At 71.4% G+C, this 24,547-nt stretch carries 21 protein-coding genes and 2 tRNA genes; 13 read left to right on the top strand and 10 right to left on the bottom strand.

From position 1 onward, the window contains the following. Positions 1–9: 9 nt before the first annotated feature. Together ACP4IX_RS01710 and pepN are read right to left on the bottom strand one after the other, a co-directional pair. Positions 10–1,089: a hypothetical protein gene (locus ACP4IX_RS01710; RefSeq protein WP_426517146.1), complete on the bottom strand. Its 1,080-nt coding sequence runs from the start codon at positions 1,087–1,089 to the stop codon at positions 10–12. Between the two features lie 203 nt (positions 1,090–1,292). Continuing rightward, on the bottom strand, positions 1,293–3,875 hold the full coding sequence (pepN, locus tag ACP4IX_RS01715; protein ID WP_426517148.1) for an aminopeptidase N: 2,583 nt from the start codon (positions 3,873–3,875) through the stop codon (positions 1,293–1,295). Positions 3,876–4,051: 176 nt separating this feature from the next. Between pepN and ACP4IX_RS01720 the strand changes: the two genes are divergently transcribed. Then, positions 4,052–4,690 carry a DsbA family protein gene (locus ACP4IX_RS01720; protein ID WP_426517150.1) on the top strand — a complete coding sequence of 213 codons (639 nt, stop codon included), beginning with the start codon at positions 4,052–4,054 and terminating at the stop codon, positions 4,688–4,690. 121 nt (positions 4,691–4,811) lie between these two features. Here ACP4IX_RS01720 and ACP4IX_RS01725 read toward each other — a convergent pair whose 3' ends face one another. After that, on the bottom strand, positions 4,812–5,039 hold the full coding sequence (locus ACP4IX_RS01725) for a hypothetical protein (RefSeq protein WP_426554528.1): 228 nt from the start codon (positions 5,037–5,039) through the stop codon (positions 4,812–4,814). 390 nt (positions 5,040–5,429) lie between these two features. Continuing rightward, positions 5,430–6,071, bottom strand: a complete 642-nt coding sequence (locus ACP4IX_RS01730; RefSeq protein ID WP_426554529.1) for a superoxide dismutase — start codon at positions 6,069–6,071, stop codon at positions 5,430–5,432. Between the two features lie 202 nt (positions 6,072–6,273). Here ACP4IX_RS01730 and ACP4IX_RS01735 point away from each other — a divergent pair, with 202 nt between their 5' ends. Continuing rightward, complete coding sequence (locus ACP4IX_RS01735) at positions 6,274–6,738, top strand: transposase (RefSeq protein ID WP_426554530.1); 465 nt, start codon at positions 6,274–6,276, stop codon at positions 6,736–6,738. On the opposite strand, the gene ACP4IX_RS01740 is transcribed toward ACP4IX_RS01735, so the two are convergent. Together ACP4IX_RS01740 and ACP4IX_RS01745 are read right to left on the bottom strand one after the other, a co-directional pair. Then, a complete protein-coding gene (locus tag ACP4IX_RS01740; RefSeq protein ID WP_426554531.1) occupies positions 6,735–9,146 on the bottom strand; it encodes an Orn/Lys/Arg decarboxylase N-terminal domain-containing protein in 2,412 nt (803 codons plus the stop codon). The genes ACP4IX_RS01735 and ACP4IX_RS01740 overlap by 4 nt on opposite strands. Before the next feature lie 140 nt (positions 9,147–9,286). After that, the gene (locus ACP4IX_RS01745; RefSeq protein WP_426517160.1) at positions 9,287–10,669 is read right to left on the bottom strand and encodes an amino acid permease; all 1,383 of its coding nucleotides are present in this window, start codon (positions 10,667–10,669) and stop codon (positions 9,287–9,289) included. Between the two features lie 332 nt (positions 10,670–11,001). Here ACP4IX_RS01745 and ACP4IX_RS01750 point away from each other — a divergent pair, with 332 nt between their 5' ends. Beyond that, on the top strand, positions 11,002–11,586 hold the full coding sequence (locus ACP4IX_RS01750; protein ID WP_426554532.1) for a biotin transporter BioY: 585 nt from the start codon (positions 11,002–11,004) through the stop codon (positions 11,584–11,586). 89 nt (positions 11,587–11,675) lie between these two features. On the opposite strand, the gene ACP4IX_RS01755 is transcribed toward ACP4IX_RS01750, so the two are convergent. After that, complete coding sequence (locus ACP4IX_RS01755) at positions 11,676–13,118, bottom strand: amino acid permease (protein ID WP_426554533.1); 1,443 nt, start codon at positions 13,116–13,118, stop codon at positions 11,676–11,678. Positions 13,119–13,328: 210 nt separating this feature from the next. Here ACP4IX_RS01755 and ACP4IX_RS01760 point away from each other — a divergent pair, with 210 nt between their 5' ends. Then, a complete protein-coding gene (locus ACP4IX_RS01760) occupies positions 13,329–13,814 on the top strand; it encodes a ribose-5-phosphate isomerase (protein ID WP_426517166.1) in 486 nt (161 codons plus the stop codon). 240 nt (positions 13,815–14,054) lie between these two features. After that, complete coding sequence (locus ACP4IX_RS01765) at positions 14,055–14,873, top strand: Fpg/Nei family DNA glycosylase (protein WP_426517168.1); 819 nt, start codon at positions 14,055–14,057, stop codon at positions 14,871–14,873. 10 nt (positions 14,874–14,883) lie between these two features. Here ACP4IX_RS01765 and ACP4IX_RS01770 read toward each other — a convergent pair whose 3' ends face one another. Then, positions 14,884–16,140, bottom strand: coding sequence for a GNAT family N-acetyltransferase (locus tag ACP4IX_RS01770; protein ID WP_426517170.1), 1,257 nt, complete (start codon positions 16,138–16,140; stop codon positions 14,884–14,886). Between the two features lie 162 nt (positions 16,141–16,302). Between ACP4IX_RS01770 and ACP4IX_RS01775 the strand changes: the two genes are divergently transcribed. Next, complete coding sequence (locus ACP4IX_RS01775; protein WP_426517172.1) at positions 16,303–17,490, top strand: PP2C family protein-serine/threonine phosphatase; 1,188 nt, start codon at positions 16,303–16,305, stop codon at positions 17,488–17,490. A 136-nt stretch (positions 17,491–17,626) separates the two neighbouring features. After that, positions 17,627–18,100 carry an HD domain-containing protein gene (locus tag ACP4IX_RS01780; RefSeq protein ID WP_426554550.1) on the top strand — a complete coding sequence of 158 codons (474 nt, stop codon included), beginning with the start codon at positions 17,627–17,629 and terminating at the stop codon, positions 18,098–18,100. 109 nt (positions 18,101–18,209) lie between these two features. Here ACP4IX_RS01780 and ACP4IX_RS01785 read toward each other — a convergent pair whose 3' ends face one another. Next, a complete protein-coding gene (locus ACP4IX_RS01785) occupies positions 18,210–19,382 on the bottom strand; it encodes an acyltransferase family protein (protein ID WP_426554534.1) in 1,173 nt (390 codons plus the stop codon). A 661-nt stretch (positions 19,383–20,043) separates the two neighbouring features. On the opposite strand from ACP4IX_RS01785, the gene ACP4IX_RS01790 reads away from it, so the two are divergent. The 3 genes from ACP4IX_RS01790 (at position 20,044) to ACP4IX_RS01800 (ending at position 21,407) form a co-directional block, all read left to right on the top strand. After that, positions 20,044–20,238: a hypothetical protein gene (locus ACP4IX_RS01790; protein WP_426517176.1), complete on the top strand. Its 195-nt coding sequence runs from the start codon at positions 20,044–20,046 to the stop codon at positions 20,236–20,238. Between the two features lie 483 nt (positions 20,239–20,721). Further along, entirely contained in the window at positions 20,722–21,180 is a 459-nt protein-coding gene (locus tag ACP4IX_RS01795; protein WP_426554535.1) for a hypothetical protein, read from the top strand. Positions 21,181–21,230: 50 nt separating this feature from the next. Next, on the top strand, positions 21,231–21,407 hold the full coding sequence (locus ACP4IX_RS01800; RefSeq protein WP_346265871.1) for a hypothetical protein: 177 nt from the start codon (positions 21,231–21,233) through the stop codon (positions 21,405–21,407). A 66-nt stretch (positions 21,408–21,473) separates the two neighbouring features. Here ACP4IX_RS01800 and ACP4IX_RS01805 read toward each other — a convergent pair. After that, positions 21,474–21,547: transfer RNA gene (locus ACP4IX_RS01805), tRNA-Gly, on the bottom strand. Between the two features lie 163 nt (positions 21,548–21,710). On the opposite strand from ACP4IX_RS01805, the gene ACP4IX_RS01810 reads away from it, so the two are divergent. From ACP4IX_RS01810 to ACP4IX_RS01820, 3 genes are all read left to right on the top strand, one after another. Continuing rightward, positions 21,711–21,784 (top strand) — tRNA-Pro (locus ACP4IX_RS01810). A gap of 368 nt (positions 21,785–22,152) precedes the next feature. Beyond that, positions 22,153–23,550: a trigger factor gene (tig, locus tag ACP4IX_RS01815; protein WP_426517202.1), complete on the top strand. Its 1,398-nt coding sequence runs from the start codon at positions 22,153–22,155 to the stop codon at positions 23,548–23,550. 386 nt (positions 23,551–23,936) lie between these two features. Beyond that, positions 23,937–24,542 (top strand): ATP-dependent Clp protease proteolytic subunit, encoded by a 606-nt coding sequence (locus ACP4IX_RS01820; protein WP_426517271.1) that lies wholly within the window; start codon positions 23,937–23,939, stop codon positions 24,540–24,542. The last annotated feature ends 5 nt before the right edge of the window (positions 24,543–24,547 follow it).

Below are 24,547 nucleotides of genomic sequence, written 5' to 3' on the forward strand. Positions count from 1 at the left end.
GGTCCGTCACTACCGGGGCAACACCACGACATACGCGGCGGGTTCCCGGTCCCCGGCCGCCATCAGCGCCGTGCGGACGACGGTCGCCTGGTGCTCCGGGCAGTCCCGCAGCTTGCGCGGCGTGAGGTGCACGACCGTGATGCCCAGCCGTTCCAGGTGCTCCCGCTTGCGCGCGTGCTCCGCCCACAGCGCGTCGTCGTCCTGCTGCCGGTGGGCGCGGGTGTCCAGCTCCAGCGCCACCGCGTGCTCGGGCCAGAAGGCGTCCACGCCGCCGAGGTGGGGGCCGCCGGGCAGGGCCAGGCCGACGTTCCAGACCGGTTCCGGCAGGCCGTGCTCGCGCACCATCCGGTACAGGCGCTGCTCGGCCAGCGCCCGCCCCTCGGCGGCCAGCGAGTCCACCGCGTCCACCACGTGCGGGCGGCTCAGCAGCCGGGCCCGGTTCAGTTCCCGCACCACCGCCGCCGGTTCGCAGTGCCCGCCGCGCACCGCCTCCGTCAGCAGCCGGCGGACGACGCCCGCGTCCGTCAGCTCCGCCACCGCGTCGGCCAGGGCCCGCGCCACCGGGGCCACCGGAACGCCCGTGACCTGCACGGGGGTGGGCAGTGCGGTCGTGCGGACGATCCGCGCGCAGCCCGTCGTACGCAGCCGGCGCAGCCTCGGGACCAGGACGTCGATGACGTCCAGGGAGGGCAGCGGGGGCGTGGCGGAGAAGCCGTGCAGCGTCAGCGCGGCCAGTCCCGTGATCATCGCCTCCGCGTAGGCCGGGGCGGGCGGCCTCTCCTCCCCGCCCGGCTGGACCGGCACCGAGGCGGTGACGCCGGCGGTCGCACCGCCGTTCACGCCGCCGGTCCGCTCCCGTGCCGCGTACAGCAGCACCGCGTGCAGACGCTCCTCGCTGGTCGGCGGGCCCGGGTGGAGCAGGACGACGTTGGGGAGGATCTGCTGCCAGGGCCCGCCGGGCCGGCACTGCTCGTTGGTCTCGGCGGCCAGGACACCGTGCGCCCGCAGCTGCGCCGCCGTCATCAGCCGGCGCCGGCTGTCGGCCAGGTGGTGGAGGATGCGAGGGGAGAGCGGGGTGTTGTGCGTCATGACCGGGACTTTCCCGTGTCCGACCCGCTCTTTAACCGCTGTTACAAGCTCATCGACAAATCCGGACAGGACCGCCCTAAAGGACGGGTGTTCGGATGCCGAAAACCCCTGGTCCGCCCGGTGCGGGCCAGGGGTTACGGCTGCTGTTGCCCGAATTCCGTAACGATGACGGAACGCTCAATCGTTGGCCAGAGATCGGGGGTTCAGCGTCCGGCCGCCGCCGCGTCGCACGCCTGACCCCGCAGCGCCCGCGCCAGGTCGTCCCGCGCCTCCAGCACCAGCCGGCGCAGCGCGGGCGCGGCCCCCTCGTGCGCGGACAGCCACGCGTCCGTCGCGTCGAGAGTGTCCTGGGAGTCCCGCAGGGACGGGAACAGGCCCCGGACCACGTCCATCCCGATCTGGATGGACCGCTCGGCCCACACCCGCTCGATCACCGCGAAGTACCGCTCGGCGTACGGGGCGATCAGCTCCCGCTGCGAGGCCTGCGCGAAGCCCGCGATGGTCGCCTCCACCAGCGCGTTCGACAGCGCGTCCGACTCCACGACCTGCGCCCAGGCCTGTGCCTTCACCGCCGCCGACGGGCGGGCCGCCAGGCAGCGCACCTGGTGGCGCTTGCCGGAGGCCGTGTCGTCCCGGGCCAGCTCGGCGGCCAGGACGCCCTCGTCGGCGGCGCCGTGCGCGGCGAGCGGCTCCAGGAACGCCCAGCGCAGCTCCTGGTCCACCTCCAGACCGTCGATCTTCTCCGTGCCGTCCAGGAGCCCGCGCAGCAGCCTCAGTTCCGCCTCGTCGGAGGCCACCGCCGCGAAGAACCGCGCCCAGGCCAGCTGCTGCTCGCTGCCCGGTACCGCGTCCCGCAGCTCCCGCAGGGCGCCCTCGCCGAGCAGCCGGCCGCCGGTCTCCCGCCACTGGGGGGCCACGTAGTGCGTCAGCGCCGAGTTCGCCCAGGCGTGCAGCATCTGGAGGACGCCGATGTCGGACTCGCGCCCGGCGAACCGCATCACCAGGCCGGCGAAGTCCCGGGCCGGCAGCAGCGCGTCCCGGGTCATGTTCCACAGCGCCGACCAGCACAGGGCGCGGGCCAGCGGGTCGGTCAGGGCGCCCAGGTGCTCGCGCAGCGTCGCCAGCGAGGTCTCGTCGAAGCGGGTCTTGCAGTACGTCAGGTCGTCGTCGTTGACGAGGACCAGCTCGGGCGCCTCGGCGCCGGCCAGCTCCGCCACGACCGTGCGCGGCCCGTCGACGTCCACCTCGGCGCGGGCGTACCGCTCCAGGGCGCCCTCGGCCGTACGCCGGTACAGGCCGACCGCCACCCGGTGCGGGCGCAGCTCGGGGTGGGACTCCGCGGCCTCCTGCACCACCGCGAGCTCGTCGACGCGGCCCTCGGTGCTCAGCAGCACCTGCGGGGTCAGCGAGTTGACGCCCGCCGTCTGGAGCCAGGACCGCGCCCAGGCCGCCATGTCCCGCCCGCTGGTCTCCTCCAGCACGGACAGCAGGTCGCCGAGGCGCGTGTTGCCGTACGCGTGCCGCTTGAAGTAGCGCCGGGCGCCCTCCAGGAAGGCGTCCTGGCCGACGTACGCCACCAGCTGCTTGAGCACCGAGGCGCCCTTGGCGTACGTGATGCCGTCGAAGTTGAGCTTGGCGTCCTGGAGGTCGCGGATGTCGGCGGTGACCGGGTGGGTGGACGGCAGCTGGTCCGCGCGGTAGGCCCACGCCTTGCGGCGGTTGGCGAAGGTGATCCAGCCGTCGGTGAAGCGGGTCGCGCCGACCAGCGAGAAGGCGCCCATGAAGTCGGCGAACGACTCCTTCAGCCACAGGTCGTCCCACCACTCCATGGTGACCAGGTCGCCGAACCACATGTGCGCCATCTCGTGCAGGACGACGTTGGCGCGGCCCTCGTAGGACGCCTGCGTCACCTTGCCCCGGAAGATGAACTCCTCCCGGAAGGTGACCAGTCCCGGGTTCTCCATCGCGCCGAGGTTGTACTCGGGCACGAACGCCTGGTCGTACTTCCCGAACGGGTACGGGTAGTCGAAGTGGTCGTGGAAGAAGTCCAGGCCCTGCTTGGTGACCAGGAAGACGTCGTCGGCGTCGAAGTGCGGGGCGAGCCCCTTGCGGCACATCGCGCCGAGCGGGATCTCCAGCCGCGTGCCGTCCTCGAACACCCGCTCGTAGGAGTCCGTCACGTAGTGGTACGGCCCCGCGACCACGCACGTGATGTACGTCGAGATCGGCTTGGTCTCCGCGAACCGCCACACCCCGTCGGCGCGTTCACCCGCGCCGTTGGACCACACCGTCCACTCCTCGGGTGCCCGCACCTCGAAGCGGAAGGGCGCCTTGAGGTCCGGCTGCTCGAAGTTGGCGAAGACCCGGCGGGAGTCGGCCGGCTCGTACTGGGTGTACAGGTACACCTCGCCGTCCTCCGGGTCGACGAAGCGGTGCAGGCCCTCACCGGTGCGGGAGTAGGCGCACCGGGCGTCGACGACCAGCTCGTTGTCGGCGGCCAGGTCCTCCAGGGCGATGCGGGAGCCGTCGAAGACCTCGCTCGGGTCGAGGTCGCGGCCGTTGAGGGAGACCGCGGTGACGCTCGGTGCGATCAGGTCGGCGAAGCTGCTCGCGCCGGGCTCGTTGCAGCGGAAGCGGATCGTGGTGACGGACCGGAAGGTGCGCGGACCGTCGCCCTCCGCCTCACCGGTGGCCGAACGCACGTCGAGGGACACCTCGTACCCGTCGACGGACAGCAGGGCGGCCCGCTCCCGGGCCTCGTCGCGGGACAGATTCTCACCGGGCACGGGCGGCACTCCCTCGGGTGGTGTTCAGTATGCGGACAGCACCGATCCTGCCATGTGCCCCTGACGCACGGCAGCCGGGAACGGCCGGGAATTCGTCGGGGCCGGCCGGGAATGGCCGGGGCGTCCGGTCGGTTCCCTGGAGAAACGCTCGGCCCTGCCGCCCCACGAGGAGAGACATGTCGGTCAAGACGCCCGTCGACTTCTGGTTCGACCCGCTGTGCCCCTGGGCCTGGATGACCTCCCGCTGGGTCCTGGAGGTGGAGAAGGTCCGGGACATCGAGGTCCGCTGGCACGTGATGAGCCTCGCCGTCCTGAACGAGGACAAGATCGACGAGCTGCCCGAGGAGTACCGCGAGATGCTCCAGACCAAGGCCTGGGGCCCGGTCCGCGTCGTCATCGCCGCCCAGGAGGAGCACGGCCCCGAGGTCCTCGGCGACCTCTACACGGCGCTCGGCACCCGCTTCCACAACCAGGGCGAGGGCCCGGAGAAGGAGACGGTCGCCGCCGCCCTGAAGGACGTCGGCCTGCCCGAGTCCCTCATGGACCACTGGGACTCCACCCCGTACGAGCCCCAGCTGCGCGCCTCCCACAAGGAGGGCATCGACAAGGTCGGCCAGGAGGTCGGCACCCCGGTCATCGCCGTCCCCGGCGCCGACGGCGAGCAGCTCGCCTTCTTCGGCCCGGTCGTCACCCCGGCCCCCAAGGGCGAGGACGCCGCCAAGCTCTGGGACGGCACCCTCGCGGTCGCCTCGGTCCCCGGGTTCTACGAGATCAAGCGGACCCGCACCAAGGGCCCGGACTTCAGCAACCTGTAGCGGCCGGGGGCCCGGAAGCCTCACAGGCCCCACAGGGCACAGGCCCCACAGGGCACAGGCCCCACGGCCGCCACAGGCCCCACGGCCGCCACAGGCCCCGCAGCCCCCACAGGCCTCAGGGTCACTCCTCCCCGTCGGCGGCCTGCCTCCGGAACCTCTCCGGAAGCTGGCCGCCGGCGCGCTGCTTGTCCCAGCGCTGGAACCGCAGGCACCCGGCGACGTCGCAGCGCCAGTAGTCGTGCACGTACGGGATCTTCAGCTGCTCCCGCACCGCCGCCCTCTCGGCGTCGTCGAGCGGGCGGAAGTCCTGCATCCCCCCGCAGGTGGGGCAGGCCAGGCTCTTCCTCATCGGCTCCTCCGCGGTACCCGTGGGACCGGGACACCCGGACGCCACGGCGACGGTCCCGGGACGGCAGTACAGCGGGTGGCACGCGCGCCGCGCCAGAGGGAGGACGGGGGAACAGGGGCCCGTACGGCGCGCGGGACGGGCACGCGCGCCGGGGGTGCCGTCCCGGCGGGCCGGTGGACACGCGCCCCCGCGCGGGCCTCGCCCGCGAGCTGCGGCCCGCCGTCCGGGTCCGCACGGAAAGCCCCGCGAGTCACGTCCTCGCGGGGGCTCCCCGCCATCCGCCTGCCGCCGTGAAGGGTGAGAAGACGATCACGAGGCAGGACGTCTCGGGACATCGGGGACTCGGGGACTCCGGGAATCGGGGAATCGGGGACTCAGGAGGGCAGGGACTCAGGGCGCCAGCAGCAGCGTGTTCGCACGGGACTTCGCGGCCTCGTACCGCTTCGCCACGTCCTGCCAGTCGACGACGGCCCACATGGCGTCGATGAAGTCGACCTTCTGGTTCCTGTACTGGAGGTAGAAGGCGTGCTCCCAGGCGTCGAAGACCAGGATCGGGGTGGAACCCTGGCCGACGTTGCCCTGGTGGTCGTAGACCTGCTCGACGATCAGCCGCCCGCTCAGCGGCTCGTACGCCAGCACGCCCCAGCCGGAGCCCTGGGTGGTCGCGGCGGCCTTGGTGAGCTGCGCCTTGAAGCCGGCGAAGGAGCCGAACGACTCGGCGATCGCGTCGGCCAGCTCGCCCGTGCCGTCCGCCTCCAGCGGCTCGCCGCCACCGTCGCCGGTCATGTTGTGCCAGTAGATCGAGTGCAGGATGTGCCCGGAGAGGTGGAAGGCCAGGTTCTTCTCCAGGCCGTTGACCGCGCCCCACGACTCCTTGTCCCGCGCCTCGGCGAGCTGCTCCAGCGTGTCGTTGGCGCCCTTCACGTAGGCCGCGTGGTGCTTGTCGTGGTGCAGCTCGATGATCTCGGGGCTGATCACGGGGGCGAGCGCGGAGTAGTCGTACGGCAGTTCAGGAAGCGTGTAGACGGACATGGCGGATCCCCTCCGACCTCTTATTGCAAAAGGCTTGCAAGTGCACGCTAGCAGCAAGAGGGTCGGGAAGGCCCGAGGGGTGGACGGGCGCGCCGGGGCACGCGAAAGGGCCGCCGCACGGATCCGTCTCCGGCCGTGGACGATCACGTTCCGCGGGGCGTGGTGACTGACGCGTGGCCAGCGGGACCGGCTGGAGCCGCTGTTGCCGCGGGGCACCGAGCCGGGCCGTCCGCCGGCAGGGACTCGGCGGCAGCTGATGGACGGCATGCGGTGGCGGACCCGGACCGGTGCTCCCTGGCGTGATGTGCCAGAACGCCACGGGCCGCGGGACCGGGGCCACGACCTGTTCCGGCGCCGGCAGCGCGATGGCACCTGGGCCCGGGTCGTCACCCAGCTGCAGGCCGAGGCCAACGTGAAGGGCCTGATCACCTGGGACGGACTGCGTCCGCAGTCGTCGGACGCCAGGCTCCGGAGGCGGTCGGCCGGCGAGGTTCGACAGGACCGACTACCGCGAGCGCCGTGCCGTCGGGTGCGGAATCCGTCGTCTCGAGCGCCACCGGTCCCGTCGCCGCGAGGTACGACAAGCCCGCCGTCCGCCACGAGGCGGCCGTGCTGGTCGCAGTCCTCAACGAGTGGCTGCGACCAGCACCTTCCCGACAGAACCTAACCGGCACGCCCGGGCGAGTGCCCCGGCGGCTGCCCCGCGCCCTGGATCAGGCACTCGATCAGGTAGTCGCCCGTGTCCTCGTCGAGGGTCACGCCGTGGGTCTCGCTGCGGAAGCCGGGGAAGCGGCGGTCGAAGGACTCCAGGGCGGTGAGATAGCGCAGCAGGGGGCCGTCGGGTGCGCCGGTGGACTCGCCCGGCATCAGGACCGGGATGCCGGGCGGGGTGACCGTCACCATGGCGGCCGCCACCCGGCCTGCCGCCTCCGAGATCCGGACCCGCTCGGTGTCCCCCCGCACCAGCCGCTGGTAACAGTGCTGAGGTGGCGCCACGGGCTGCGGGAGCTGCTGGAAGGCCGTGTCCAGAAGCTCCACCAGGCGCACCGAGCGCAGTTGCTCGTGCATCTCCTGGCACAGCCCGCGCAGGGTCAGGCCCGCGTACCGGCGGGGATGCGCGGCGACGGCCTCCGGCAGGACCCGCTCCAGGGGGGCGTCGGCGTCGTAGAGGGCCTTGAAATCCGTCAGGGCGTCCAGCAGGGTGCCCCACTTGCCCTTGGTGATGCCCATGGAGAACAGGATCAGCGTGGTGTAACTGTCGGTCTTCTCCACCACGATCCTCCGGGTGGCCAGATAGGCCGTGAGCACCCGGGCCGGGATGCCCTCCTCGGCCATCTCGCCGGTGGCGCTGATCCCCGGACAGGTCAGCGTGACCTTGACGGGGTCCAGCATGCAGTGGCCCTCGGTCAGCCCGGGGAAACCGTGCCAGTCGGCGCCGGGCTCCAGCAGCCAGCAGGACTGCTCGGTGCGCAGCAGCTCCGGCGGGGCTGACTCGAACGGCAGCCGGTCGCCGGTCGCCGGGTCGGTGACCGTGTCCGGCTGCCACACCCCGAAGAACCACGGCGGCCGGTCCCCGGCGCTCTCGATCCGCCGTCGCAGGCGCACCATCTCCTGACGGAAGCGGATCGCCTCGGTCACCGCCTCGTCGATCAGCCACTCGCCCTGCGGGCCGTCCATCATCGCCGTCGCCACGTCGAGCGAGGCGATCATCGGGTAGAGGGGCGAGGTGGTGCCGTGCATCATCAGCGCCTCGTTGAACCGGTCGTGCTCCACCGGTGCCCGCGGTGCGGATCGCAGGTGCACCATCGCGCCCTGGGACAGTGCCGCCAGCAGCTTGTGCGTGGACTGGGTGGCGAACACGGTCGGGCGGTCCGGGCCGGGGAAGGCGTCCTCGTCCACCGACATGCCGTAACGGCCGGCATAGAGCGGGTGGAAGCGGGCGTACGCGAACCACGCCTCGTCGAAGTGCACCCGGGGCGTACTGGCGGCGAACGCGCGAGCGGTGGCTACGGCGTCGTAACTCAGGCCGTCGTAGGTGGAGTTGGTGAACACCGCGTACTGCGGGTGCGGGGACACCGCGCCCTCGGTGAGCGGATGCGCGGCGATCCGGGCCGCCACCGCGTCCGCGGCGATCTCGGCCGGGGGCAGCGGTCCCGCCAGGCCGTAGCCGTTACGGGTGGGGACCAGGTAGACCGGCCGGGCACCCGAGACGACCAGGCCGTGCAGCACCGACTTGTGGCAGTTCCGGTCCACCAGCGCGATCTCGTCGCGGGTGACGCTGAAATGGCCGACCAGGCGATTGCACGTCGAGTCGCCGTGCAGCACGAAGTAGGTGTGGTCGGAACCGAACACACGGGCCGCGTTGCGCTCCGCCTCGCCGATCGGGCCGGTGTGCTCGAACAGCGAGCCCAGTTCCTCGACCGAGATCGACAGGTCGCTGCGGAGCAGCCGCTCTCCGAAGTAGTCGTGGAAGGCGCGTCCCGCCGGCGACTTGAGGAAGGCGACACCGCCGGAGTGGGCCGGGGTGTGCCAGGAGTATTCGTGGGCGTCGTCGAAGCGGCGCAGTGCCCGGAAGAACGGCGGCAGCACGGATTCCCGGTAGGCGCGGGCGGCGGTGGTGATGCGGCCCGCGATGAAGCCCGGGGTGTCCTCCAGCGGCCAGACGTAGCCCACGACCGACTCGGACACCCACAGCGGCAGGTCCCCCAGGCCCTCGTCGGCCATCACCAAGAAGACCGGCAGGTCCCGGAACCGGCGGCCGATCCGGCGCAGCACAGCGCCGCCGCCCGGGGTCCCGTCGAGGGTGCTGCCCGGCCGGGCGAGTGTGCCTCCCGGCGCGGCGAGCGCGGCGCCGGGCCCGTCACCGGCGGCCCCGGGAAGGTCCCAGGCCACCAGCGCCGCCGCCAGGCCGGCCTCGGTGCGCAGTACCGCGTCCGCGTCCTCCGCCGATATCGCCCACCGGACTTCGAAGCCGCCCGCCTCGATCGCGTCCCGGATCTTCCGTAACTGCTCATGCCCGGCGCCCTCGCCCCGAGGGTGTTCCGGTACCGCGACCAGGATCCTGCTGTCGGCCATGTGCGCTCCCGTCCTCCGCAGCGGCGCCCCGGCCGCCCCGGCCAGTGTCTGGCGGCGCACCGGGCAGAACGGCGGCCGGGACGGCAAACCACCGCTATGGCGGAAACCGCCGTCCCGACGTTGACTTCCGCCCCACGCCCCTAGCCGCGCGCCCGGCGCCGCTGCCGGGCGTAGCCGACGGCGGCCAGGGCCAGCGTCATCCCGCCCGTCGAGTACAGCTGCACCCGGGTGTCCGGCTCACGGGCCATCAGGACGAACACCGTGGCCATGCCCGCCAGCGCCACCCAGGTCAGCCACGGGAAGCCCCACATGCGCACGACCAGCTTCTCGGGTGCCTCCCGCTCCAGCCGGCGCCGCAGCCGCAGCTGGGAGACGGCGATGAAGATCCAGACGACCAGGATGACCGCGCCGATCATGTTCAGCAGCCAGGCGAAGACGTCGTCCGGCCGCCAGTAGCTGAGCAGTACGCAGCCGAAGCCGAAGAGGGAGGAGACGAGCACCGCGATCCGCGGCACCCCGCCCGACACCCGGCCCAGCGCCTTCGGGCCCTGACCGCGCTCGACCAGCGAGTAGCCGATGCGGGAGGCACCGTAGATGTTGGCGTTCATCGCGCTGAGCAGCGCGACCAGCACGACGACGTTCATCAGTTCACCGGCGCCGGGGATGCCCAGCTCGTCGAGGGCGGCGACGTACGGGCCCTTCTCGACGACCTCCGGGGAGTCCCAGGGGACCAGGGTGACGATGACCGCCATCGAGCCGATGTAGAACAGCGCGATCCGCCACATCGCCGTCCGCACGGCGCTCGCGACGCCCTTGACCGGGTTCTCCGACTCGGCCGCCGCGATCGTCACCGTCTCCAGGCCGCCGTAGGCGAAGACCGAGGCGAGCAGACCGATGATCAGACCGTTGCCGCCGTTCGGCAGGAAGTCGCTCAGGTGCGAGGTGCCGGGGGAGTCGGTGCCCGGCAGGACGCCGGCGACCGCCAGCACGCCGAGCACCAGGAACAGCGAGATCGCGCCGACCTTGAGGGCCGCGAACCAGAACTCGAACTCGCCGAAGTTCTTCACGGCCGCCAGGTTCGTCCCGCAGAACACCACCATGAACAGCGCCACCCAGACCCACTCGGGCGTGCCCGGCAGCCAGCCGTGGACGATCGCCGCGGCGCCGATGCCCTCCAGCCCGACGGCCGTGCACAGCAGCACCCAGAACGCCCAGCCCGCGGTGAAGCCGGCCCAGGGGCCGATCGCCCGCTCGGCGTGCGCGGAGAACGAACCCGACGACGGATACGCGGCCGACATCTCGCCCAGCATCCGCATCACCAGCATCACGAGGAGGCCGGAGAGGGCGTAGGCGACGACGATCGACGGCCCGGCGGCGGCGATGCCGGCCCCGGAGCCGACGAACAGCCCGGCGCCGATCACCCCGCCGAGGGCGATCATCGACAGATGGCGCTGCTTGAGGCCGTGGGAGAGGGAGGCGTCGTCCGACTGCGGCGGCGTACCGGTGGTGGTGCTGTTGGACATGGAGCGGCTCGTCCAATGCGTGGGGGACGGGGGGCAGGGCAAAAACGCCCACAGTCTCCGGTCTCGCGCCGGTCGGCGACACCGGTTGCCCACGATACGGACGCTCCCGGTACGGAACGTGACCGTCCGAATGCGGCACTCCGCTTCCGGGTGACGCTCGCCTCCCCACCGCGGTGACCGGTGTCACCCGGGACCGCGTGTAACCGGTCTCCTTTGTCGGGAGCCCACCAAGCCGCCGATCGAGCCTTTGTCGAGCGCTGCTGGTGATCGGGCCCGACCCGCTGGGATAGCGTCGCGGTGTCCCGACATGTCCACACCACCGCGGAGTCCCCATGAGCACCGCTGCCGTCCCCGCCCACCGCTCCGGGCAGGTCCTCGCCGACCTCATCCCCGCCTCCCGAGTCCGGGACGCCGTGCTCGTGGCCGGCGGTGCCGTACTCACCGGCCTCGCGGCCCAGATCGCGGTGCCCGTCCCCGGCTCCCCGGTGCCGGTGACCGGCCAGACCTTCGCCGCGCTGCTCGTCGGCACCTCGCTCGGCGCCCGCCGCGGCCTGCTCTCGCTCGCCCTGTACGCGCTGGTCGGCATGGCGGGCGTGCCGTGGTTCGCGGAGGGCGGCTCCGGCACCGGCGCCCCGTCCCTGGGCTACGTCCTCGGCATGCTGCTCGCCGTCACCGTCGTGGGCGCCCTGGCCCGCCGCGGCGCCGACCGCTCGGTGCTGCGCACGGCCGGCACGATGCTGCTCGGCGAGGCGGTCATCTACGCCGTCGGCGTCCCGTACCTCGCCCTCGCCGCCGACATGTCCCTCACCGCCGCGATCGCGGCCGGCCTCACCCCGTTCCTGATCGGTGACGCGCTGAAGGCCGCCCTGGCGATGGGCGTACTGCCGACCGCCTGGAAGCTGGTCGGCAAGCGGTAGCACCGCGCCGGTGGCGCGGTAGTCCCACGAAGAGGCCCGCCGGACCGCAGCAGCGTCCCGGCGAGCCTCTTTCTCGCGCCCGGCGGCCGTCAGCCCTTCCCGGCGGCGGCCTTCCGCGCGGTGACCCGCTGCTTGGCGAAGGCCACGGCGAGGACGAGCGCCGCGACGAGCAGCGACAGCAGCACGGTGGTGCGCCCGTTGTGCTCGGTGTCGGTCAGCATGTAGCCGAGCACGAAGACGATCACGGCGGCGGCTGCCCAGGTCAGGTACGGGAACAGCCACATCCGCACCACCAGCTTCTCCGGCGCCTCCGCCTGGATGATCTTCCGCATCCGCAGCTGCGAGAAGCAGATCACCAGCCACACGAAGAGGGCCACGGCGCCGGAGGAGTTGACGAGGAAGAGGAAGACGGAGTCGGGGAACTCGTAGTTGAAGAAGACGGCGACGAATCCGAACACCACGGAGACGAGGATCGCCGTCCGCGGCACACCGCGCCGGGTGGTCCGGGCGAACGCCTTCGGCGCGTCACCGCGCTCACCGAGCGAGAAGGCCATGCGGGAGGCCGTGTAGAGCCCGGAGTTCAGGCAGGACAGCACGGACGTCAGCACGATGAAGTTCATGATCTGACCGGCGTTCGCGATGCCGAGCGAGTCGAGGGCGGCCACGTACGAACCCTGGTCGATGATCGACTGCGCGTCCCAGGGCAGCAGCGCGACGACGACGAAGATCGAGCCGAGGTAGAAGACGGCGATACGCCAGATGATGCTGTTGGTCGCCTTGGTGACGGCCCGCTGCGGGTCCTCGGACTCGCCGGCCGCCAGGGTGGGGATCTCGCTGCCCATGAAGGAGAAGACGACGAGCAGCACGCCGGTGAGGATGGCCCCGGCCCCGTTCGGGAGGAATCCGCCGTGCTCCGTCAGGTTGGCCAGCCCCGCCTGCTCGCTGTCGACGCCGGGCAGCACCCCGAACACGGCCAGCCCGCCGACGACGATGAACGCGGCGATCGCGACGACCTTGATCCCGGCGAACCAGAACTCGAACTCTCCGTAGGAGCCGACCGAGGCCAGGTTGGTGGCGGTCAGCACGACCATCACGATCAGCGCCCAGCCCCACTGGGGCACGGCCGGTATCCAGCCTTCGAGGATCTTGGCCCCGGCGGTCGCCTCCACGGCCAGCACGACGACCCAGAAGAACCAGTACAGCCAGCCGATGGAGAACCCGGCCCAGGGGCCGAGCGCCCGGTCGGCGTGCGCGGAGAAGGAACCCGAGGTCGGGTTGGCGGCGGACATCTCCCCGAGCATCCGCATCACCAGCACCACGAGCGTGCCGACGAGGGCGTACGAGAGAAGGATGCCGGGCCCGGCGGTGGCGATTCCCGAACTGGATCCCACGAACAGCCCGGCCCCGATGACACCGCCGATGGCGATCATGGAGAGATGGCGGTTCTTGAGCCCGGCCTGGAGCCCGGACCCGGGTTCTCCGGGGCCTTCGGTCCCGTCCTCGGGCTTCGTGAGAGTCGGCTGCGAAGTCATGGGGGTGGTCTTCCTGTGCGCCGGTTGAGCAGGTTCCCGTACCGAGGGGTGTACGAGTCGGACCAGTGAAACGGAGGTGAAAGAATTCAGGAACCTATGATTCCGTATTGTTACCTGAGCTTTTCCTGAGCTTCTGAAGATTCACTCGTCCTTCTCCAGACCTCGACACCCGGCGCTGCTGCCCCGCGCCCGGCGTGTCACACTCGACACATGCGCGTGTATCTCGGCTCCGACCATGCGGGCTACGAACTCAAGAACCACCTCGTCGAGTGGCTCGAGGCGGCGGGGCACGAGCCCGTCGACTGCGGCCCGCACCTCTACGACGCCCAGGACGACTACCCGCCCTTCTGCCTCCGCGCCGCCGAGCGGACGGCCGCGGACCCCGACGCCCTCGGCATCGTGATCGGCGGCTCCGGCAACGGCGAGCAGATCGCGGCGAACAAGGTGAAGGGCGTGCGCGCGGCGCTGGCCTGGAGCGAGGAGACGGCCTCGCTGGGCCGGCAGCACAACAACGCCAACGTCGTCGCGGTCGGCGCCCGCATGCACACGCAGGAGGAGGCGACGAAGTTCGTCGAGACCTTCCTCGCCACCCCGTTCTCCGGTGACGAACGCCACATCCGCCGCATCGACATGCTCACGTCCTACGAGACGACGGGCGACCTTCCCCCCGTCCCGCCGCACCACCCGCAGCAGTAGTCCGCCGCCCGGCAGCGGGCCCCTGTCCCGGACGTCGCCAGGCCCTCACGAGGGCCTGGCGACGGCGTTCCGGGAAGGTGCGGTTGCCGGGTTCCCAGGGAGGACACCGGCCCCGGCCCGCACGGGGCGGCAGACGCACAGCCCCCGCCCTGGACCGGGCCCGGAGCCCCGGGGCGAGTCCCGCCCCCCCGGCACGCTGAGCCGGGCGGGAGGGCGCGCAGTACGCAGGAAGGACACCCCGTGCCAGAAGGCCACACGATCCACAGACTGGCCCAGGACTACGCCGCCGCCTTCGCCGGCGGCACGCCCGTGCGGGCCACCAGCCCGCAGGGCAAGTTCTCCGACGCCGCCGCCCTCCTCACCGGCACCCCCCTCACCCGCACCGAGGCCCACGGCAAGCACCTCTTCCTCGGCTTCCGGGACGCCGACTGGGTCCACATCCACCTCGGCCTCTTCGGCAAGGTCACCTTCGGGGGAACCCCCGCACCACCCCCCACGGACACCGTCCGCCTCCGGCTCCTCAACGAGACGGCCTGCGTCGACCTCCGCGGCCCCACCACGTGCACCCTGATCACGGACCCCGAGAAGCAGGCGATACACGACCGCCTCGGCCCCGACCCCCTGCGCCAGGACGCCGACCCCGCAGCCGCGTACCGCCGCGTCTCCCGCAGCCGCACCACCATCGCCGCCCTGCTCATGGACCAGAAGGTCATCGCCGGCGTCGGCAACGTCTACCGCGCCGAGGTCCTCTTCCGCCACGGAATCGACCCGTACCGCGCCGGCCGGGACATCACCCGCGCCGAATGGGACGCGATCTGGCAGGACCTCACGGAACTGATGCGCGAGGGCGTCCGGAACAACCGCATCGACACCGTCCGCCCCGAACACACCCCCGAGGCGATGGGCCGCCCGCCCCGCGTCGACGACCACGGCGGCGAGGTCTACGTCTACCGCCGGGCCGACCAGCCCTGCCATCTGTGCGGCGAGACCGTCCGCACCGCGGACCTCGCCGCCCGCAACCTCTTCTGGTGCCCGTCCTGCCAGCGGGGGCGGACGTAGGCGCCGGCCGTCAGAACCCGTGCGGCAGCCACGGCGCGACGTCCGACCCGAACCCCAAGGACGCCTCCGCCAGCGTCCCCGGCCGCACCTCCCGCACCCGCCCGGCCGCGCCCAGCGAGGCCAGGCTCACGCCGCCGAGGTATGCCGCCCCCAACTCCCGTACGGACAGAGCGAGGTCCGCAGCGTCGGACGTACGCTCGCAGGACGCCCCCTTCGCGTCCCCGGTCAGCCGCCAACGCCCCGCGTTCCAGGGGCAGAAGGCGTCCTCGACCTCGAACACGACGTCCACCGGCGCCTGGTAGGTCCGCGCCGCGAGCGCCGCACCCACGTCCACCAGCCGTACGTACAACGCGTCCCGCAGCCCCGGCCGGCACCGCCGGATGTCCGACACCTGGTACTGCCACGCCTCGTCGACCGGCCGCCCGCGCACGGTCAGCGTCGTCGTCAGGTCGATGCCCCACAGGAAACGCCACAGTGCCGCCTCGGTCGCCGGGTCCAGCCCCGCCAGGGCGTCCAGGACCACCGTGCCCTCGGGGCCCCCGGCCCCCCACGCCGGCCGTACCCGGAACCGCGCGTACCCGGTGACCTCGCCGTCCCGCCGGGCGACCACGCACTGCAACGGCGAGGCCCCCTCCCGCTCACCGGCCGGGTCCAGCAGCCCCGTCCGCTCCCAGCCGGGCTGCCGGGCCAGCATCCCGGGCCGCCCCGGCACCAGCCGCGCGTACACCGCCTCGCACGCGTCGAGGACGTCCGCGGGCGCCGCGTACCGCAGCCGTACGTCATCCGTGCCGTCCGGCACCGACAGACGGACCCGGTCCGTATCGATCTCGGCGTTGAGCTGGAAGGTCGCCGCGCCGTACCCGAACCGGCCGTAGATCGCCGGTTCGGAGGCCGTCAGCAGGGCCAGCGGCTCACCCCAGGAACGTATGTCGTCCAACTGCCGCCGCATCATCGACGTCAGCACACCCCGGCGCCGGTGCGTGGCGGCGACGCCCACCATCGTCACGCCCGCCGCGGGCACCTGAGCACCGCCCGGCACGGTCATCCGGAAGCCGAACGCCCCCGCCGTCCCGACGCACTCCTCGCCCTCCCAGACGCCGAGCGAGCGGTCGGCCTCGGTCAGGGCCTCGTACAGCTCCAGCTCCTCGGCCGACTCCGGGACCCCGCTGAAGGCACGGACCAGTGTCCCGTACCACGTCTTCCACTCGTCCCGCCGCAGTACGCGCAGCTCGGTCGTCAGGTCGCCACCGTCATCGCAATTGCCCATGGACCATGCCTACCAGGGCCACCCGGGGCCTGCGAGGGAATTTCCGCCAGGTTGCGGCGCGACGGCCGTTCGTGAAGTTCACTGTGAAGTCGGGCCTCGGACGGGGGACAAGCGGGACCTCCCGTGCCAAGTGCCCGGTCCGATGGATAGGGTCCCGAACTAATGGCAGCAGGACGACAGCGGCGCGCGGAAGCCGAGACGTTCACGGCCCGGTGGAAGAAGCAGTGGCACCGGGCCCGCGTCGGCGTGCGCAGATCCGCCGTCGACTACTTCCGCGGCGACGGCTCGGACTGGATCGCCCTGGCCGGACTACTGCTGATGATCCCCGTCATCGCGGCCACCACGATGGCGAACTCCGTGTGGTGCTCACCCGCCGCGCTGGTCCTGCCGATCGTCGCGGGCGGCCTGCTGCTGCGCCCGGCCAGCCTGCTCGGCCTGTACGCGGCGGCGGCCACGGCGCTGATCGTGGAGTCGGTGCAGCTCGGCCCGTACACGGAGGGCCCCTCCCGGGTCACGCCCGGCGTGGTCCTGGTCGTCGCGGCCTGCGGGTTCTTCGGGCTGCTGGTCGCCCAGTTCCGCAGCCGGGTCGGCGTGCCCTGGAGACGCGGCGGCACCATGCTCTTCGACCTGCGCGAACGCATCCGCGTCCAGAGCAAGCTGCCGAGTCTCCCGCCGGGCTGGCACCGGGAGATGGCGCTGCGCCCCGCCGGCGGTCAGTCCTTCTCGGGCGACTTCGTCGTCGCGGCCCGCACCAACGGCGGCCGAACGCTGGAGGTGGTCCTCACCGACGTCTCCGGCAAGGGCATGGACGCGGGCTCGCGCGCCCTGCTGCTGTCGGGCGCGTTCGGCGGACTGCTGGGCAGCCTGCCCCCGCACGCGTTCCTGCCGGCCGCCAACGGCTACCTGCTCCGCCAGGACTGGGACGAGGGCTTCGCCACCTCCATCCACCTCGTCCTGGAACTCGACTCCGGCGACTACGAGCTGTACTCCGCCGGACACCCGCCGGGCCTCCAGCTCAGCGCGGGCACCGGGCGCTGGGAGGAGAAGTCGGCCGAGGGGCCGCTGCTGGGCGTGTACGACGGGGCGCACTTCGACCCGGTGAAGGGCACGCTCCGGCCCGGAGACGTGTTGATGCTGTTCACGGACGGCCTGGTGGAGACCTCCGAGCGCGACATCACCGAGGGCATCGACCGCCTCACCGGCGAGGCCGACCGTTACGTCGCGGGCGGCTTCCACGGCGCCGCCTGGCACCTGATCGAGGCGGTGGCCAAGGACGTCAACGACGACCGCGCGCTCCTGCTGATCTGCCGGGAGGGCCCGACGTCCCAGTCCCCGGCGTCGGCGGACTGACACACTGGACCACGTGCCCCCCACCCCGTCCCGGCCACACACCCCTGAGACCACCTCGCAGCCGGCGTCGCAGCCGGCTTCGCGGCTCACCCCCGGGCCCGCCGCAGGGCCCGTCCCGCGGCTCTCCCTCGCCGACGTGGAGGCCGCCGCCCGTGCCGCCCACGCGGGACAGACCGACAAGGCGGGACGGCCGTACACCGAGCACCTGCGGGCCGTCGCCGAGGGGGTACGACGGCGCGGCGGAGACGACGACCAGATCGCGGCGGCCTGGCTCCACGACGCCGTCGAGGACGACGCGCTGTCCGAGCGGTGGCTGCGGGAGGCCCCGCTGAGCCGCCGTACCGGGGACATCGTCCTCGCCCTCACCAAGCGGGCCGGGGAGCCGCCCGAGGCGTACGCCGCGCGCATCCTCGACACGCCCGGGGCGCGGCTGGTCAAGGAGGCGGACCTGGCGCACAACGCCGATCCGGCACGGCTCGCGGTCCTCGACGCGGCCACCCGCACACGCCTGGCCGAGAAGTACACGCGGATGCGCGCACTCCTCGGCCTGGCCGATCCGGGGCCGGGACGGGAGCCTGCTGCCCGGGGACACGGGGCCCTTGGACGGTAGCATTCCCCGGACGAGGGCGAGGGTCCCTAGAACGGGACAGGGGCCCGTACCCGGAGGCACGGGCCCGTACCCGGAGGCAGGGGATCCGGGCCCCGCACGGAGGCGGGCCCTACACGGAGACCTTCTCACCGGTCCCGCTCGGCGACCGCGCCTCGCGCACCTCGTTCTTCTCCCGCCGCTCGCGGCCCCGGGCCGCCTCGCCCGGGTTCCGCGCGAAGGCCCACTCCATCCTCGGCTCCACCACGCACCGCAGGACCCTCTGGACGGGCTTGGTGCACAGCAGGGTGATGACGACGGCCGCGAGGACGGTCAGCCCGATCACGCCGAGCGGCCTGCCCCAGGCGGGGTCGTGGAACCAGCCCGCGAAGGTGGCTTCCTTCGACAGGAACCCGTGCAGCAGGTAGCCGTAGATCGTGCCCGCGCCGAGCGCCGTGAACCACATGCGCCGGCCCGGCACCCAGGCGAAGAAGCACGCGGTCAGCACCAGTGAGCAGCCGAAGAGCGCGAGCGTCAGGACCGGACCGGACCACCAGGGGGCGCCCGAGTCCTGCGCGGCGGCGTTGCGGTAGAACCAGCCGGTCTCCATGCGCGGCACCGACCACCAGGCGACGGCCACCGCCGTCGCGACGACCGGCACGGACAGCAACCGCACCGAGCGGCGCCGCACCAGCTGGAAGTGCTCGGGGCGCAGCAGCAGGCCCAGCACGAAGCACGGCAGGAACTGCAGCACCCGCTGCATGTTCAGGTCGTTCCCGATGGTGGGGGTCACGGACGCCAGCGCGGCGATGCCCAGGGCGATCGGCAGCGGCCAGCGGATCGTCTGCCAGATGGGCGTGGTCAGCCGCCAGACGAACAGCGCGCACAGGAACCACAGCAGGTAGGTGGGGTCCAGCAGACTGATGTCGTTGTCCGGGTCCTCACTGACGCGGCGGTGCAGCGCGTAGGCGACCTCGAAGACGACGTAGGGGACGGCGACACCGGTGATCAGCCGTTTGACGCGCTTGGGGCTCAGATCGAAGCTGCGCGAGAAGTAGCCGGAGATGATGATGAAGGCCGGCATGTGGAACGTGTACAGGACCCGGTACAGGGTCTCCACGGTCCGGTTCCCGTCCAGGATCTGTCCCCAGGCGTGACCTACACCGACCAGCACGATCGCCAGGTACTTGGCGTTGTCGAAGAACGCGTCGCGCTGTCGGCCCGGCCCGGTCTGCCGGTCCGGTGTCTGCTGGTCCGATGGTGACGGCGTCTTCCGGTCGCCGTGCGGTCGCAGCGAGTTCGTCATGCGGCCCCCCGCCAGGAAATCGGCGGGACGTCGCAGGACCTCGCTGCTCTGGTGGGGGACGAGGCAGCGTAGAACATCTGAGGCACCCTAGCGTTCCGGTGGGATTCCGTAAAACCTTCGAAGCCATTCCCGTATTCGGGTCCCGAGTGCCTCGCGAGTGCCCCGCATTTCGGGAACTCGGCCTCTCCGGTCGCGTGACGGTTCCCACGCCGCCGTGCGCGGCCGCACACCGCAGCGGCTCCCGGGCCACCCGGATTGTCATGACTCATCCGGACTGAACAGGCAATAAGTGCGGTGGGCGACTCGGCTGCAATGTCCGCTTCAATGCGTTCAGGGGAGCCTGGCGGAATCCTGTGATCTCCCTGTGACGCCCCCTTCGGTGTGTGTCCCGTGACAATTCGAAATATCTGCGAACGCGTTGTGTGGACATCGAAACGAAGGGCCCGGAATTCCTCGCGCGGGTGCCCTGTCGAATCTCTGTACGGGATGTGAGGGGCGGGTGTGTCCACGTGTGCGGGGGAGTGTTCGCACCCGGATCCGTCCGGATGATGCGTCACCTGCCGCATGACCGGGCCGGGTTGGTGGCACGATGGTTCTGGCGGGGGTGTGCAGGGCTGACCCCCGGGCCGGGAGAGCGGACCGACCGAGGGTGTGATCAGTTGTGGCCATTTCACTGTCAGTGGTGCTGCTGTTGGGGATCATCCTGGTGGTGCTGCTGCGAGGAGGGTCACTCAAGGGGGGCCCAGCGGTCGTCGCGGTCCTCTTCGGCTTCTTCCTGGCCTCGACCGGCATGGCCGACGACATCCAGCGCTTCCTGGACTCGATAGCGGAGACGCTGAACTCCATCCAGTTCTAGGGCCTGCCGAGGGGATCACGCCGATCACGCCCCGGACGCGGGTTCCCGCGCGCGTCTGCGGCGTTGCCGTAGCTCCCCCCGCTCTCGGCTCCGCCGAGCGGGAGGGGCCCCACCGCTCCGCGTCGACTCCACGTCGACTCCTCCGCCCTGCGGCACAAAGGCCTCCGGCCCGGTCCCTGCGAAGGGACCGGGCCGGAGGCCTCTCGGAGCGGGCGACGGGAATCGAACCCGCGTAGCTAGTTTGGAAGATCGCGTACGCGGGTCAGGGCTGAGCTGGCAAGACGCTGACCTGTGTGTTCTTGCAGTACTCGCCCCTGTTCCCCGTTGTTGACCGCCGGTCGCTCATCGATCGGGCACGTAGGGGACACGCGTCTTGGCCCGGCCGGCTCCCGCGCAAAGATCAGTGTGTTGATACTCTCAGCGCGCTTGACCAGCGTAGCCGTCCTGGTGTCGGCCTTGGGGTTGGTCCTTCGAAGGGGTGACGTGATCAAGCAGGTGTGCAAGGGCGCTGCGATCGTGGCGGCCGTCGTCGCATTGTCAGGATGCGGGGCTGCCGACTCCGAGGGGGTGAAGTCCTCGCCGTCCCCGTCGCTGACGCCAGCGGCGAGTCCCAGTGGCGTGTCCAGTACACCCAGCGTCGAGGGCGTCAGTGACAAGGTCGACGCCACGCTCACCGGCACTTGGGGTTCTGTGCCCGCCACCTGGAATCCTGAGCCCGGAAGCCTGTTCGTGCTCCACATCAGGAACCTGAAGGTCGAACTGGTGGGTGATCACCACTGCCAGGGCAAGGTGGCCAAGGAAGACGGAGTACACGTCATCAGGCTCAAGTGTGACGACGGCAACACCGATCGGTCTGTGGGGCGCGTCTACGGGCTGGCAGCGGACACCATGACTGTCGAATGGGAAGGGCTCGGCGCCGACAGCTTCCGGCGGGCCACGTGAGCACGCGGTCGGTGGAGCGGCTTTGGGCTGGAGCTGCTTTGGTGGCGCGCATGGGCCACAGCACCGCCCGCGCCGCGCTGATCTACCAGCATGCCAGTGCCGAGCGTGACCGGCTGATCGCCGACGCCGTGTCCGGGCTCGTCGACAAGGGCCGGAAGAAGAGCGGCAAGGGCAAGAAGAAGAAAGATCGAAAGCCCAAGGGGCACGCCGGGGACACGACCGACTGATCGGGGCCCCGGAAAGCGATCAGGGCCAGGCGGAGGAATGATCCTCTGACCTGGCCCTGAGTCGTCTGGAGCGGGCGACGGGAATCGAACCCGCGTAGCTAGTTTGGAAGACTAGGGCTCTACCATTGAGCTACGCCCGCGCGGCGCGCGCCGCAGGTCGGTGACCGCGGCACTGCAGGCATCTTAGCGGGTCGTCGTCCTTCACCGCACACCCCTTCCGGAGCGCGCCGGACCTTCCACGGACGCTCGGGTAATCGGACGGCCCCGGTGCCTGGCGGCATGTACCCTACGTGTCGCACCAGACGGGGTGTGGCGCAGCTTGGTAGCGCGTCCGCTTTGGGAGCGGAAGGCCGTGGGTTCAAATCCCGCCACCCCGACCGATCGCCGGCCGCTGTCGTCCCGGCCGGACCGTGGCCGGTTCCGGCCGGCCGGCCCGCTCCGGCTCCCGGCCGCCCGCGGCGCCACCGGCCCCCGGTCGGCCACCGCTGCTTCCCGCCCGGCCACCGGCACTCCGCGGCCTCCCCTCGGGCCTCAGGGCGGTCGCCCTCGGGCATCCGGCCGGGTCGGCTCGGGTGATCGGCCCGGGGTTCCCGTGATCGCCTTTTGGGCCGTGTAGTCGCTGCCGTTACTATGCAAGCTGCACGCCCGTGTGTCTCAGCGTCTGAAGTCTCCGGGCGGCGTAATTTGCCGGACGCGCTCTGTTTCCGGCAGAACCCAAGAAGTCAGCCACCAAGGAGACCGAACCGTGAAGAGCGCCGTGGAGACCCTGAACCCGACCCGGGTTCGGCTCACTGTCGAGGTGCCCTTCGAGGAGCTCAAGGACAGCCTCGACGCGGCGTACAAGAAGATCAACCAGCAGGTCACGGTGAAGGGCTTCCGCAAGGGCAAGATCCCGGCCCGGGTCATCGACCAGCGGTTCGGCCGCGGTGCGGTTCTGGAGGAAGCGGTCAACGACGCGCTTCCGAAGTTCTACACCGACGCGGTCAACGAGGCCGAGCTGAACCCGCTCGGCCAGCCCGAGGTCGACATCACGGAGCTGAAGGACGGCGAGACGCTGAACTTCACCGCCGAGGTCGACATCCGCCCGGCCATCGAGATCCCGGACTACTCCGGCATCGAGGTCGAGGTCGACGCCGTCGAGATCAGCGACGAGGACGTCGAGAAGGCGGTGGAGCAGCTGCGCGAGCGCTTCGCCTCCACCTCCCCGGTCGAGCGGGCCGCCGAGGACGGTGACGTCGTCACCCTCGACCTGCAGGCCAAGGTCGACGGCGAGGTCCTCGAGGACGGCGTCGCCGACGGCGTCTCCTACACCATCGGCTCCGGTGAGCTGCTGGAAGGCATCGACGACGCCGTGAAGGGCCTGGAGGCCGGTGGCGAGGCCACCTTCACCTCCGAGCTCAAGGGCGGCTCGGCGGCCGGCAAGGAGGCCGAGGTCACCGTCAAGGTCACCCAGGTCGCCAAGCGCGAGCTGCCCGAGCTGGACGACGACTTCGCGCAGCTCGCGTCGGAGTTCGACACGCTCGAGGAGCTGAAGGCCGACAGCCGCAAGCGCCTGGCCAACACGAAGCAGTACGACCAGGCCACGCAGGCCCAGGAGCGCGTGCTCGACAAGCTCCTCGAGCTGGTCGAGGTCCCCGTCCCCGAGAAGCTCCTCGAGGACGAGGTCAACACCCGCAAGCACAACCTGGAGCACCACCAGCTCGGCCAGATGGGTCTGGACCTCGGCAAGTACCTGGAGCTCCAGGGCAAGACCGCCGAGGAGTTCGAGACCGAGACCCGCGAGGCCGCGGTCAAGGGCATCAAGACCCAGTTCGTCCTCGACGAGCTGGTCAAGCAGGAGAAGCTCAACGTCAGCCAGGAGGAGCTCACCGAGCACCTCATGCGCCGCGCCGCCTCCTCCGGCATGTCCCCCGACCAGTTCGCGCAGGCCGTCGTCGAGCAGGGCCAGGTCCCGCTCCTCGTCGGCGAGGTCGCCCGCGGCAAGGCCCTGGCCGTCGTGGTCGAGAAGGCCACGGTCAAGGACACCAACGGCGAGGTCGTCGACCTGGAGGACGAGGAGGAGGAGACGGAGGCCACGGAGGCCGCCGCCGAGCCCACCGACGCCGCCGAGGCCGAGGCCGAGGAGAAGAAGACCGAGGGCTGAGCCCCCCGGCACCCCTGACGCAGTAACGACGGGCCCCGAGACGCGGTAAGCGCTTCGGGGCCCGTCGCGCTCACGTCCCGGCGACGCCGTGCCGTCCCGGAGCACGGCACGACGGCGTGCGCGGCCCCGGCTCCCACGGCCCGCGGCCGGGGACGGACCCGGCCGCCCACGGCGGAATCCGCACCCCGCTCACGCGGCGGAGCGTCATGCGCTCACAGCGAACACCGCGGGAACCGGGATGGCACCGCAGGGCCTGCGCGTTAGGGTCCATGAATACGAGGTCAGGGGAGTCCCCGAAACCGGCCGGACGGCCCCGCGCCCCGGCAGAACACGTGAGACGGCCCGGCGCCGTCGTAAGACGAGCAGGTGGATACGTGACGAATCTGATGCCCTCCGCCGCCGGCGAGCCCTCCATCGGTGGTGGCCTCGGCGACCAGGTCTACAACCGGCTGCTCGGCGAGCGGATCATCTTCCTCGGCCAGCAGGTCGACGACGACATCGCCAACAGGATCACCGCGCAGCTGCTGCTCCTTGCCGCCGACCCGGACAAGGACATCTTCCTGTACATCAACAGCCCCGGTGGTTCGATCACGGCCGGCATGGCGATCTACGACACCATGCAGTACATCAAGAACGACGTGGTGACGATCGCGATGGGCCTGGCGGCCTCGATGGGCCAGTTCCTGCTCAGCGCCGGCACCCCGGGCAAGCGCTTCGCGCTCCCGAACGCCGAGATCCTGATCCACCAGCCCTCCGCCGGCCTGGCCGGCTCCGCCTCGGACATCAAGATCCACGCCGAGCGGCTGCTGCACACCAAGAAGCGCATGGCGGAGCTCACGGCCCAGCACACCGGCCAGACGATCGAGCAGATCACCCGCGACTCGGACCGCGACCGCTGGTTCGACGCCTTCGAGGCCAAGGAGTACGGCCTCGTCGACGACGTCATCACCACGGCCGCCGGCATGCCGGGCGGCGGCGGCACCGGGGCCTGAGCCGC

The organism is Streptomyces sp. WG5 (assembly GCF_049974565.1).
Classification (GTDB): Bacteria; Actinomycetota; Actinomycetes; order Streptomycetales; family Streptomycetaceae; genus Streptomyces.